The sequence below is a fragment of the Mangrovicoccus sp. HB161399 genome (genome assembly GCF_013184745.1).
Lineage (GTDB): Bacteria > Pseudomonadota > Alphaproteobacteria > Rhodobacterales > Rhodobacteraceae > Mangrovicoccus.
The window spans coordinates 139,828-152,195 of the sequence record NZ_JAATVU010000007.1 but is presented as its reverse complement, the minus strand read 5'-3'; the positions used below and the strand labels follow the sequence as shown (position 1 = coordinate 152,195).

General features: G+C 68.4%; 13 protein-coding genes. 8 read left to right on the top strand and 5 right to left on the bottom strand.

Going from position 1 to position 12,368, the window contains the following annotated elements:
- Positions 1-8: 8 nt before the first annotated feature.
- From HCC78_RS33585 to HCC78_RS05970, 3 genes are all read left to right on the top strand, one after another.
- A complete protein-coding gene (locus HCC78_RS33585; protein ID WP_253949065.1) occupies positions 9-983 on the top strand; it encodes an NAD(P)H-dependent glycerol-3-phosphate dehydrogenase in 975 nt (324 codons plus the stop codon).
- Entirely contained in the window at positions 980-1,654 is a 675-nt protein-coding gene (locus HCC78_RS05975; protein WP_172327833.1) for an SDR family NAD(P)-dependent oxidoreductase, read from the top strand. The genes HCC78_RS33585 and HCC78_RS05975 overlap by 4 nt, the downstream gene beginning before the upstream one ends.
- Before the next feature lie 79 nt (positions 1,655-1,733).
- Complete coding sequence (locus tag HCC78_RS05970; protein WP_172327832.1) at positions 1,734-2,006, top strand: YciI family protein; 273 nt, start codon at positions 1,734-1,736, stop codon at positions 2,004-2,006.
- Between the two features lie 73 nt (positions 2,007-2,079).
- Here HCC78_RS05970 and HCC78_RS05965 read toward each other — a convergent pair whose 3' ends face one another.
- Positions 2,080-3,369: an Nramp family divalent metal transporter gene (locus tag HCC78_RS05965; protein WP_172327831.1), complete on the bottom strand. Its 1,290-nt coding sequence runs from the start codon at positions 3,367-3,369 to the stop codon at positions 2,080-2,082.
- Between the two features lie 138 nt (positions 3,370-3,507).
- On the opposite strand from HCC78_RS05965, the gene HCC78_RS05960 reads away from it, so the two are divergent.
- Both HCC78_RS05960 and HCC78_RS05955 read left to right on the top strand, forming a co-directional pair.
- The gene (locus HCC78_RS05960) at positions 3,508-3,927 is read left to right on the top strand and encodes an EVE domain-containing protein (protein WP_172327830.1); all 420 of its coding nucleotides are present in this window, start codon (positions 3,508-3,510) and stop codon (positions 3,925-3,927) included.
- Positions 3,928-4,223: 296 nt separating this feature from the next.
- Positions 4,224-5,564, top strand: a complete 1,341-nt coding sequence (locus HCC78_RS05955; protein ID WP_253949056.1) for a dicarboxylate/amino acid:cation symporter — start codon at positions 4,224-4,226, stop codon at positions 5,562-5,564.
- A 197-nt stretch (positions 5,565-5,761) separates the two neighbouring features.
- Here the strand turns inward: HCC78_RS05955 and HCC78_RS05950 are convergent, their stop codons facing one another.
- The 3 genes from HCC78_RS05950 to ahcY are packed head-to-tail and all read right to left on the bottom strand — an operon-like array spanning position 5,762 to position 9,083.
- Complete coding sequence (locus HCC78_RS05950; protein WP_172327828.1) at positions 5,762-6,688, bottom strand: DUF808 domain-containing protein; 927 nt, start codon at positions 6,686-6,688, stop codon at positions 5,762-5,764.
- A 38-nt stretch (positions 6,689-6,726) separates the two neighbouring features.
- Positions 6,727-7,692, bottom strand: coding sequence for a ketopantoate reductase family protein (locus tag HCC78_RS05945; protein ID WP_172327827.1), 966 nt, complete (start codon positions 7,690-7,692; stop codon positions 6,727-6,729).
- On the bottom strand, positions 7,692-9,083 hold the full coding sequence (gene ahcY / locus HCC78_RS05940) for an adenosylhomocysteinase (RefSeq protein WP_172327826.1): 1,392 nt from the start codon (positions 9,081-9,083) through the stop codon (positions 7,692-7,694). Before ahcY ends, HCC78_RS05945 begins: the two co-directional genes overlap by 1 nt.
- Before the next feature lie 159 nt (positions 9,084-9,242).
- Between ahcY and HCC78_RS05935 the strand changes: the two genes are divergently transcribed.
- Positions 9,243-10,136, top strand: a complete 894-nt coding sequence (locus tag HCC78_RS05935) for a hypothetical protein (RefSeq protein WP_172327825.1) — start codon at positions 9,243-9,245, stop codon at positions 10,134-10,136.
- Here the strand turns inward: HCC78_RS05935 and HCC78_RS05930 are convergent.
- On the bottom strand, positions 10,133-10,420 hold the full coding sequence (locus HCC78_RS05930; protein WP_172327824.1) for an S-adenosyl-L-homocysteine hydrolase: 288 nt from the start codon (positions 10,418-10,420) through the stop codon (positions 10,133-10,135). The genes HCC78_RS05935 and HCC78_RS05930 overlap by 4 nt on opposite strands.
- Before the next feature lie 68 nt (positions 10,421-10,488).
- Between HCC78_RS05930 and HCC78_RS05925 the strand changes: the two genes are divergently transcribed.
- Together HCC78_RS05925 and HCC78_RS05920 are read left to right on the top strand one after the other, a co-directional pair.
- Entirely contained in the window at positions 10,489-11,082 is a 594-nt protein-coding gene (locus HCC78_RS05925) for an HD family hydrolase (protein ID WP_172327823.1), read from the top strand.
- Between the two features lie 82 nt (positions 11,083-11,164).
- Entirely contained in the window at positions 11,165-12,121 is a 957-nt protein-coding gene (locus HCC78_RS05920; protein WP_172327822.1) for an alpha/beta hydrolase, read from the top strand.
- Positions 12,122-12,368: the final 247 nt, after the last annotated feature.

Here is a 12,368-nt window from a genome sequence, read left to right as displayed (position 1 = left end):
TCGGCGTGATGGGGGCCGGTGCCTTCGGCACCTCGCTTGCCATCACGCTGGCCCGCGACGGCCATCAGGTCCGGCTCTGGGCGCGCGATCCGGGCGCCATGGCCGAGACCCGCGAAAGCCCGCGCCTGCCCGGAATCGCCTTTCCCGACGGGCTGGAGGTGACCGGGGACGCCGGCGCGCTGGCCGGGGCGGAGGCGATCCTGCTGGCCGTGCCGATGCAGGCTCTCGGCGGGCTGCTGGACGCGCATCCGGCGCTCTGGCCCGGGCAGACGCTTGCCGCCTGCTGCAAGGGCATCGACCTGGCGCGCCTCACCGGCCCCTCGCAGCTGATCCGCGATCTCGCCCCCGGCGCCGTTCCCGCGGTGCTGACCGGGCCGAGCTTCGCCGCCGACATCGCCCGCGGCCTGCCCACCGCTCTGACCCTGGCCTGCGCCGGCCCGGAGGCCGCGGCGCTGCAGGCGCGGCTGTCGACTCCGTCGCTCAGGCTCTACCTGACCGACGACCTCGCCGGCGCGGAGCTGGGCGGGGCGCTGAAGAACGTCATCGCCATCGCGGCCGGCGCGGTCATCGGTGCCGGGTTGGGCGACAGCGCGCGGGCGGCGACCATGACCCGCGGCTTTGCCGAGATGTCCCGCGCCGCGGCGCATCTGGGCGCGCGGCCCGAGACGCTGACCGGCCTGTCGGGCTTCGGCGACCTGGTGCTGACCTGCACCTCCGAGCAGTCGCGGAACTACCGCAGGGGCCTGGCGCTCGGCCGGGGAGACGCGTTCGATCCGTCCATGACCGTCGAGGGCGCGGCGACGGCGCGGGCGATGGCCCGGCTGGCCGACCGCAGCGGGCTCGACCTGCCGATCACCCGCGCGGTCGCCGCGCTGGTCGATGGCGAGGTCTCGGTGCACGAGGCGCTGGCCGACCTGATGGCGCGGCCGCTGAAAGAGGAACAGGCTCCGCAGGCGGAGCCGGCACGGAGGGAAGAACCATGAAGCGGGCCATCGTCACCGGCGGCGCCGGGCTGATCGGAACGGCCATCTGCGAGGCGCTGATTGCGGAGGGCTGGGAGGTCGCGAGCTTCGACCTGAAGGAAGGCTCCGCCGGGCACCAGATCCGCTGCGACCTCTCGGACGAAGCCTCGGTCGCTGCCGCCTTCGACGCGCTCGGCTGGGACGCGCTCGACCTGGTCGTGAACAATGGCGGTCTGGTCGGCACCTCGACCCCGGACATTTCGGCCACCCGGCTGGACGACTGGAATGCGATGATCGGCAGCCACCTGACCGGCGCCTTCCTGGTGACCCGTGCCGCGGTCCCGAAGATGCGCAGGGGCGGCTCCGTCGTCATGATGGCCTCGACCCGGGCCCTGATGTCCGAAGGCTGGGACTTCGCCTATGCCGCGGCCAAGGGCGGGCTGGTGGCGCTGACCCAGGCCCTGGCGGTGCAGCTGGGACCGGCAATCCGCGTCAATGCAATCGCGCCGGGCTGGATCACCGATGCCGGCGACCTGTCGGAAATCGACCATGCCCAGCATCCGGCGGGCCGCGTCGGCCGGCCCGGGGACATTGCCGGGGCGGTGCTCTACCTCGCCGATGCGGGCTTCGTCACCGGGCAGCTTCTGCCGGTCGATGGCGGCATGACCAAGAAGATGATCTACGCGGAGTGAGGCTCCGGGCCGCGATGCCGCCTTGATCGCCGCGCCGGTGCTGCTAGGAACACGGGCAGACGCAACGAGGAGCCGTCCCATGCCCTACACCCTGATCTGCTTCGACAAGCCCGGCGCGCTGGAAATCCGCAAGGCCAACCGCGAGGCGCATCTGGCCTATATCGCCGAGACCGGCGCAGTCGAGCAGGCCGGCCCGTTCCTCGATCCCGAAGGCCAGATGATCGGGTCGCTGGTGATCCTGAATGTCGAGACCGAAGATCAGGCGGCGGACTGGGCGGCGAACGATCCCTATGCAAAGGCGGATCTGTTCGACAGCGTGCAGGTGATGCACTGGAAGCGCGTCGTCGGCTGAGCCGACGCAAGGACGTGCCGCGGCCGGTGCTGCGCCCATGCCGGCAGGACCCGCGCCGGCCCTGCCCGGCGCCTCAGCCCGCCAGGAAGGGCAAGGGCGCCCCGAAGAAATCGGCGAGCAGCACGAAATTCAGCCCGAGCACCAGCACGGCGCCGGCCAGCGCGAGCGCGAGAACGGGCTTCGACACCGCGAAGGCGCCCATCACGTCGCGCCGCGCCGCGAACAGAACCAGCGCCAGCATCGGCACCGGCAGAGCGATCGACAGCACGACCTGGCTCATCACCAGCGCCTGCGTTGCATTGACCCCGGCGATCACCACCGCGAAGGCCGGCGCCATGGTCACGGCGCGGCGCAGCCAGATCGGCACGCGGAACCGCAGGAAGCCCTGCATGATCATCTGCCCGGCCATGGTGCCCACCACCGAGCTCGAGATCCCCGAGGCGATCAGCGAGATCAGGAAGGCCCCGGCCGCCGCCCCGCCCAGCAGCGGAGTCAGCGTGTGATACGCGGTCTCGATCTCGGCCACCTCGGAATGGCCGCGATGGAAGGCGCTGGCCGCGGTGATCACCATCGCCATGTTGATCATCCCCGCCACGGCAAGGGCCACCACCACCTCGGAATTGGAGAAGCGCAGCAGCCGCCGCCGCTCGGCATCGTTGCGCGGCCTTGCCCGGGCCTGGGTCAGGCCGGAATGCAGGTAGATCGCATGCGGCATCACCGTGGCGCCGATGATCCCGACGGCGATGGTCAGCGCCATGCTGTCGGGCAGCGCCGGCGTGACCAGGCCAGCCCCGGCGGCGCCCCATTCGACCGGCGCGATCACCATCTCGGCGAGGTAGCACAGCCCGATCACGCCGACGAGCGCGCCGATGATCAGCTCCATCGGGCGGAAGCCGCGGCCCTCGAACATCAGCAGCCCGTAGGTCACGATGGCGGTGACCGCCATCCCCGCCAGAAGCGGCAGGCCGAAGAGCAGCGACAGGCCGATCGCGCCGCCGAGGAACTCGGCCAGGTCGGTCGCCATGGCGGCGACCTCGCTGACCGCCCACATCACCCAGACCAGCGGCCGGGGAAGGTGGTCGCGCGACAGCTCGGCCAGGTTCTTGCCGGTGACGATGCCCAGCCGCGCCGAGAGCCCCTGGAAGAGCATGGCGATCAGGTTGGCAAGCAGGACGACCCAGAGCAGCTGGTAGCCGTAGCCGGCCCCGGCCTGGATGTTCGTCGCGTAGTTGCCGGGATCCATGTAGGCGACCGAGGCCACCACGGCCGGTCCGGCGAAGAGCAGCCGCCGTCGCCAGCTGCCCGGCTCTCCGGCCAGAACCGCGGACATGCCTGCGCGCGTGCGGTCCGACAAACTGTTCATGATGGTTACTGCCCGTTCACCCGCCCCGTTCCTTGTTGCGAACTACTAGCATTACAGAATGGTTCCGCCCATGCGACACATGCTTGACTCGCGCCGCCCGCGGACCGCATCCAGAGGACGCCGACCGAGGAGACCCGAATGCGCTACTGGCTGCTGAAATCCGAAGCGTCCACCTGGTCCTGGGAGGATCAGGTCGCCAAGGGCGATGCCGGCGAGGAATGGAACGGCGTGCGCAACTACCAGGCGCGCAACTTCATGCGCGAGATGTCGCTGGGCGACCGCTGCCTGTTCTATCTCTCGCAGAAGGAAAAATCCGTGGTCGGCGTCGTGGAGGTCTGCGCCGAGGCGCATCCCGACAGCACCACCGACGATGCCCGCTGGGAATGCGTGGATGTCCGGGCGGTGGCCTCCCTGGCCACGCCGGTGACGCTCGACCGGATCAAGGCGGATCCGCGCCTGTCGGAGATGGTCCTGGTGAAGAATTCCCGGCTCTCGGTGCAGCCGGTTTCGGACCGGGAATGGCGCATCATCTGCGAGATGGGCGGCGTGGCGCCCTGAGCAGGACCCGATCGGCGGCAGCCCGGGCGCGGCCCATTCCGGTGCGCATCGGGCATGGCGGACCGGCAGGAGCGGCGGCACCATTTGCCCCGGCGCGATCCGCAAGGATGGACGCAACTGGCCGGATTTCTGCCTAATCATGCCGCAGATGCCGCCGCTCCGGAGCGCAGATGGCAGAAATTCGGGCACTCCACCCTAGGCCGGCGGCGATCCCGGCGTATCCTTGTCGTGACGACAACAGGGAAAGCAGGAGAATCCGCATGGCAAGTCCGGATGCAACAGCGGACGGGAAGCGCATGTCGCTGACCGCAAAGATACTCATCGCAATGGCCGGCGGCATAATCGTCGGCCTGATCCTGAACGCGATCGACCTCGGCTTCCTGAACAGCTTCCTCGTAAACGGGCTGTTCTCCATGGTCGGCACCATCTTCATGAACGCGCTGAAGATGCTGGTCGTGCCGCTGGTCATCTTCTCGCTGATCTGCGGCGTGGCCGGGATCGGCGACATCTCGGCGCTCGGCCGGGTCGGCGGCAAGTCGCTGGTGCTCTACATCGCCACGACGGCGCTGGCGATCATGATGGCGATCGGCATCTCGCTGATCATCGGGCCCGGCAGCGGCTTCGAGATGTCCGGCGTCGAGGCCGGATCGGTCGCGGGCAAGGAGGCCCCCTCGGCCTGGAGCGTGATCGCCGACATCGTGCCCTCGAACCCGATTGCCGCGGCCGCCAACGGCCAGATGCTGCAGATCATCTTCTACGTCATCGTGCTTGCCGTGGCGGCGCTGATGCTTGGCGACATCTCGAAGCCGTTCCTGCAGGCCTGCGAATACATGAACGAGCTGATGATGAAGATCGTCGAGATCGTCATGCATTTCGCGCCCTACGGCGTGTTCTGCCTGATCGCCAAGGTCTTCGCCCAGGAAGGCCTGGTCGTCTTCCTGCCGGTGCTGGGCTATGTCTCGTCGCTGGTGCTGGCGCTGGTTCTGCACTGCTTCATCGTGCTGATGGTCATCTTCAAGGTCTTCTCCGGCCTGAACCCCGTCACCTTCCTGAAGAAGATGTGGCCGACCCAGGTCTTCGCCTTCTCGACCGCCTCGTCCTCGGCGACGATCCCGGTCAACTACCAGGGCGTGACCGAGCGGATGGGGGCGGACCAGTCGGTCGCTTCCTTCACCATCCCCTTCGGCGCCACCATCAACATGGACGGCACCGCGATCATGCAGGGCGTGGCCACGGTGTTCATCGCCAATGTCTACGGCGTGGACCTGGGCGTCTCGGGCTACCTGACGGTGATCGGCATGGCGGTGCTTGCCTCGATCGGCACCGCGGGCGTGCCGGGCGTCGGCATGGTGATGCTGACCATGGTGCTGGGCCAGGTCGGGCTGCCGCTCGACGGCATCGCGATCATCCTCGGCGTCGACCGGCTGATGGACATGCTGCGCACTGCGGTGAACGTGACCGGCGACGCGATGGTGACGGTCCTGGTCGCAAAGACCGAGGGCAAGCTCGACATCGCCAAGTTCAACGATCCCAATGCCGGGATGGAGAGCGGCCACGAGCTGGACATCGATCCCGAGACCGAGAAGCGCCTGGCCGATGCCGTGCATGACGCGGCCGGCCATTCCCCGGCCGAATAGGGCCTGAAATGCAAAGAGGGTTCCGGCGGTCCGGAACCCTCTCTTCCACCCCGGACACACCCCTGTCCGCGATTCCGTTCATGGCGCAAATGTGCCGATGTCCCATGACAATACAGGAATCATCCCGCTTCTCAAAGCGCCGAATCCCTAAAAATCAGGGGCTTGCCTTAGGAGCCTGCTAACATCCCCGGAGCGGCTCAGTGGCTGCCGCGCAGCCGCGACACGAGATGGCCGAGCGGCACCAGGCAGAAGCCGACCGCCAGCCCCAGGACCGCGGACCCGACTGCCGTGGCCAGCCAGCCGACAAACGGCACCGCATGGCCGGCGGCCTCCGACAGGTGGTGCACCAGCTCCGCCGGGGCGTGCAGGCCCAGTTCCTCCGAGCCGTGCAGCAGGATGCCGCCGCCGACCCAGAGCATCGCGACCATGCCGATCTTGGCCAGCGCGAACAGCACCCAGGGCATCGACCGCACGAGTCCCCGCCCGAAGACCTTCACTGCCCCGGAGCCGCTGTTCTCCGCCAGGTGCAGCCCGATATCGTCGGCCTTCACGATCAGCGCCACCGCGCCGTAGACGCCCGCAGTGATCGCCACGCCCACCGCGGCCAGCACGACGGCCTGTTCCCACAGCGGCGACTCCGGCAGCGAACTCAGCGAGATCGCCATGATCTCGGCGGAGAGGATCAGGTCGGTCTTGATCGCGGAATTCACCCGGGTCTTCTCCAAGTCGGTGCCCGGTTCGGGCACCTCGCCGCCGTCCTCCTCGTGCGGGCGGAACAGCTCGATCACCTTCTCGGCCCCCTCGAAGCAGAGGAACAGGCCGCCGGCCATCAGGATCGGCGTGATCGCCCATGGCGCGAACTGGCTGAGGATCAGCGCGCCGGGCAGCAGGATGACCAGCTTGTTGAAGATCGAGCCCTTGGCGATCTTCCAGACGATCGGAATTTCCCGCGCCGGCGAGAAGCCCAGGACATAGCGCGGCGTCACGGCCGCGTCGTCGATCACCACGCCCGCGGCCTTGGAGCCCGCCTTGGCGGTCATCCCCGCCACGTCATCGACCGAAGCCGCCGCCGTCTTCGCAATCAGCGCCACGTCATCGAGCAGCGCCAGAAGTCCCGAGCTCATCCGTCATTCCCTCGCCTGCGGCCCGGCCCGCAACGGGCTCAGGTCCGGATCCAGTCTTCCAGTTCACCGACAGTCATCGCGCCGGGAGCCGCCTTGTTCCCCGCGAGCCGCGCGCCAAGCCGGACCAGCGCCGCGTTGACCGGAGCCTGCAGCCCCGCGGCCCGCGCCATCGTGACGATCTCGCCGTTCAGATACGCGGTTTCCAGCTGCGCCGCGCCGCGGGCAAGGCTCTGCGTGGTCGAAGTTCCGGCCCGCGGAGCCCCCGCAATGGTGCCGTTGCGGATCTGCTCGCGGCGCGGATCTTCCGCGTCGATGGTCCGCCAGTCCAGCCCGAGCGTGCGGTAGACCGTCTCGGCCTCGTCCCGCGCCGCCTTGCGGATCGCGGCATCCCCGGCATCCGGCCCGACCGCTGCGTCGATCACGTTCGACAGGTTCAGCAGGAGCTTGCCGCGCTTCCAGACCATGACGTCATCCGACGGCGTGCAGGCCACGTTGCCGGCCTCCAGCGCTTCGGCAAGAGCCGCATCCGACGCATCCGTGCCGCCCGGCCAACAGCCGATGTCGAACATGCCGAAGCGCGGCCCGACGAAGGTGCGGACATGGCCAGGCCCGGCGATGGCACAGGGCATCATCACGTTGACGCCGTGCACATTGGGGAAATAGCGCGCGGCGAGCGGCTCGTTGGCCAGTCCGTTCTGCGTGCAATAGACCGGCTGGTCGCGCAGCCCGGCCGCCGCCAGCCGTTCCAGCGCTGCAATGCTGTCCTGCGTCTTGACCGCGAGAAGGACGATGTCGTCCTTCCCCAGGCCCAGCTCGGCCGGATCGGCCGCGACGGGCACCTTCGCCTCGATCCGCTCCGACGGGCTTTCCAGCAGGAGCGGGCCGGCCTGCAGCGCAGCAAGCTGGCTGCCGCGCGCGATGCCTGCGACCGGCACCCCCGCGCGGGCCAGGCCCGCCGCGACGGTGCCGCCCACGGCACCAAGTCCGTAGACGACGACCCGCATCAGTAGCGGTAGTGGTCGGGCTTGAACGGGCCTTCCGGCGTCACCCCGATATAGGCCGCCTGCTCTGCCGTCAGCTTGGTCAGCTTCGCGCCGACCTTGGCGAGATGCAGCGCCGCGACCTTCTCGTCGAGATGCTTCGGCAGGACGTAGACCTCGTTCTTGTATTCATCGCCCTTGGTCCAGAGCTCGATCTGCGCCAGCACCTGGTTGGTGAAGGAGGCGGACATCACGAAGGACGGGTGGCCGGTGGCGTTGCCGAGGTTCAGAAGGCGGCCTTCGCTGAGCAGGATGATGCGGCTGCCCGAGGGCATCTCGATCATGTCCACCTGGTCCTTGATGTTGGTCCACTTGTGGTTCTTCAGCGCGGCAACCTGGATCTCGTTGTCGAAATGGCCGATGTTGCCGACGATGGCCATGTCCTTCATCTCGCGCATGTGCTCGATGCGGATGATGTCCTTGTTGCCGGTCGTGGTGATGAAGATGTCCGCATCCAGCGACTCTTCCAGCAGCACCACCTGGAACCCGTCCATCGCCGCCTGGAGCGCGCAGATCGGGTCGGCCTCGGTGACCTTCACCCGGGCGCCGGCGCCGCGCAGCGAGGCGGCCGAGCCCTTGCCGACATCGCCATAGCCGCAGACCACGGCGACCTTGCCGGCCATCATCGTGTCGGTTGCGCGGCGGATGCCGTCGACCAGCGATTCCTTGCAGCCGTACTTGTTGTCGAATTTCGACTTGGTGACGCTGTCGTTGACGTTGATCGCCGGGAAGGGAAGGTGCCCCTTCTCCATCATCTGGTAGAGGCGGTGGACGCCGGTGGTGGTTTCCTCGGTCACGCCCTGGATGGCGTGGCGCTGCTTGACGAACCAGCCCGGGGAGGCCTCCATCCGCTTGCGGATCTGGGCGAAGAGCGCGGTTTCCTCCTCGGAGGTCGGCACCGCGATCAGGTCGGTCTCGCCTTCCTCGACGCGCGCACCCATGAGGATGTAGAGCGTGGCGTCGCCGCCGTCATCGAGGATCATGTTGCAGGTGCCGTCGGCAAAATCGAAGATCTTGTCGCAGTAGTCCCAGTATTCCTCCAGCGTCTCGCCCTTGATGGCGAAGACCGGCACGCCCGAGGCCGCGATCGCCGCGGCCGCGTGGTCCTGGGTGGAGAAGATGTTGCACGACGCCCAGCGGACTTCGGCGCCGAGCGCGACCAGCGTCTCGATCAGCACGGCGGTCTGGATGGTCATGTGCAGCGACCCGGCGATGCGGGCGCCCTTCAGGGGCTTTTTCTCGCCGTATTCCGACCGCAGCGCCATCAGGCCCGGCATCTCGGTTTCGGCGATGTCGAGTTCCTTGCGGCCGAACTCGGCGAGGCTGATGTCCTTGACGATGTAATCCTGGGACATGGGAGGCGCTCCTGATGGGTCTATGTCCCCGGCCAACTAGCACTTGGCCCCTTGGCCGGCAATGCCGCCGTCCGGCAGGATTGTCGCGAACCGGCCTTGTCCGCCCGCGCCGGGCGGCTAGGCTCGGCGCATCCGAAAGCCTGCACCCGGAGAGCCGCCATGCCCCGCACCGCCCTTCCCGCCGCCCTCCTGGCGGCCTGCCTGCCGGCGGCGGCGGCCGCGCAGGAGGGCGCCGCGCCCGGCTGGTCGGGCATCTGGCGAAATGACAGCTGCGGCAGCGGCACCGACTCCTGGGTGCTGGGCGCGGATCTGGAGCTGGTGATCAACGAGGGCGATTTCTTCGCCGGGCCGGTGGCGATCTCGCCCGAACCGCTAGCCGGATGGTACCGCTACATCGCCGGCGGCACGAGCTTCTACATCCGGCGGGACGGCGACAGCCTGATCTTCCGCGATCTCCTCGACCCGGATGACGAGGCGCTGTCGGATGCCGTCAATGCCGGCGAGGTCACCCCCGCCACCCATTCCGGGATTTGGGAGGACACGGCCTACCATCGCTGCGAGCGGCTGCCCGCCGCGTCGCAGCTGCTTTTCGGCGAGCTGGCCGCGGTGCTGCTGGCGCTGGATGCGGTGCCGCGGGACTGCGGCCGGGATGCGGAGGGCGGAAGCTGCATGGAGGGCATCGCCGCCGCCCTCGATCTCGGCGGCGACGGCAAGCTGAACCGGGCGGAACTGGCCCGCGCCCTGCGCGCCGCCGCGCTGTTTGTCGACGGTACCGGCGACGAGGCGACGGAACTTGGCGACGCCGCCGGGGAACAGGTCGCGGCCCTGGCGGCGGCGCCTTTCCTGGCCTCGCTGATGCTGGCCTCCTTCGACTATTCCGGGGACGGCAGCCTTTCGGCGGAGGAGTTGGCCGCGGACCGCTTCGCCGGCCCCGGCTCAGACCTGTCGGACGCCCTGCCGGGCGCCGCGGAATTCGGCGCGATGCTCGGCCGCAATCTCGGCACGCTCATGAACCTTCTCGAGTCGCTTCCGCCGGGCAGCTTCCCGCCCTAGCGGCTGGACGCGCTGAGCATCCCCGCGCCGCCCTCGGTCCAGTCCTCGCCCTGGTCCATCACGCAGGCCATGCGCGTCTTGTCGTCGTAATCGACCAGCGCCCAGACGCCGCTGCCGCTGGAGGCCCAGATCACCGAGTTCTCGGTCGCGGTCCAGCTGACCGGCTGCAGCTGGTACCAGTCGATCAGCGCCGCTTCCATCTCGTCGCTGTCCATGCAGATCACGTCGGCCGTGGCAGCGGCCGGAAGCAGAAGTGCCAGTGCAGTCAGAATTGCAGGTTTCATGTCGGCCTCCTTCGTGGGATCAACGTGGAAACTGGACGGCAGTTCCCTAACGATCGGTGAGTTCCGGCATGGCGAAACAGGCAAGGGCATGGCAGCGGATGCTGTCGGGGCGCAGGCTCGACCTGCTCGATCCGACTCCGTTCGACATCGAGGTCGAGGACATCGCGCACGGGCTCGCCTTTGTGGCCCGCTGGAACGGCCAGACGCTGGGCGACTGGCCGTATTCGGTGGCCGAGCATTCGCTGCTGGTGGAGGCGATCTTCGCCCGGATGGCGCCCGAAGCCCCGGCGAAATGGCGGCTGGCCGCGCTGCTGCATGACGCGCCCGAATACGTGATCGGCGACATGATCTCGCCGGTGAAGGCAGCGATCGGCCCGGATTACGGCGAGCTCGACGCGCGTCTGGCGGCGGCGATCCACCTGCGCTTCGGCCTTCCCGCGCAGCTGCCGAAGACGGTGAAGGCGGCGATCAAGCGTGCCGACAACGTCTCCGCCTGGATGGAGGCAACACGGATCGCGGGCTTCGCCGAAGCGGAGGCCTCGAAATTCTTCGGCCGGCCCCGGCCCGAGCTGATGGACGGGTTCGAGGTGCGGCTGCGCCCGCCTGTCGAGGCCCGGAACGACTACACCGCGCGCCACGCGGCGCTGCTGTCCGCGATGTGATCCGCTGCGGCAGCAAAGACGGTGCTGCGGCGCAGCATTCCGTGCTATGAATGCGCGTCTTCAGGAAACCCCGAGTCTTCAGATGAGCGAAACCGTTACCCGAATGGCGCCGGGCGAGGCCATGGCCGAGGACGCCCTGCAGGGCTGGGCGATGACCCGGATCGAACCGACCGGTGGGCCGGAGCGGCCCTTCGACCTGCTTTTCGTCCATGGCATGGCCTCCGGCGGCTGGATCTGGAGCCGTGACTGGCTGGACCGCTTTGCCGCCGCGGGCTACCGCAGCTGGACGATCTCCCTACCCGGCCGGAAATCCGGCGGCTCGATCGCCACCAACCCGCAGGTGATCGACCGCGTGCTGAGCCTGGCCTTCGAGAAGGGCGACAGCCATGCCGCGCTGGAGCTGCTGGCGCAGTCCTTCCCCGGCATGCCCGCGCTCGACGGGCCGACTCTCGACGATTTCAGCGACGCGATCGCGACCTGCCTCGACCAGATCGGCCGCCCGGCCGCGGTGGTCGCGCATTCGCTGGGCGGCGCGGCCACCCAGAACCTGATGCGCCGCGGCCGCCGCCCGGAGGCGACGGTCCTGCTGGCCTCGGTGCCGCCCTACGGCCTGTGGCGCGCCTCGATGGAGATGGCCTGGCTCAATCCCGAGCTCTACATGGCACTGATGGATTTCTCGATGGCCGGACTGAACGCGGGCAACATCAACGTGATGCGCCACAACCTTTTTCCGCGCGGGATCTCCGACCGCGAATTCGAGGAGCTGGTGCCGCAGATGACCGACGAGAGCCTGCGCGCCATGACCCAGGCGCTCGGCTTTCCGCCCTTTGCGCCGCTGCCCGGTCCGCAGGCCGACGTGCTGGTGCTCGGCGGCGCGCTCGACCGGATGGTGCCGCCGATGGATGTCTACGGCACCGCGCTCTACTACGGCGGGCTCCCCAAGATCATTCCCGGCGCAGGCCATGTCCTGATGATGGGCGATCCGGTCCCCGAGGCGACCGCCGAGATCCTCGCCTTCCTCGACACCCGGCAGTGCTGATCCGCCCGCGGCAAAAGGAAAGCCCCGGTTCCGGAATTCCCGGACCGGGGCAGTGGCAATCGCGAGTTTCAGAGCACTTTTTATGCTCCTTGTTCGGGCTTCCGGACCGGCCAGGCGGGTTTTCCGCTGATCCGGGAGCCCATGGACACGTTTTGCGTCCTCTTTGCTTCGGTGCCAGTTCAGGCACCCCGAGTCCTAAGACTTTTAGGTAAACTCAAGGTTAACCAAAAATCACCGAAGCGCGCGG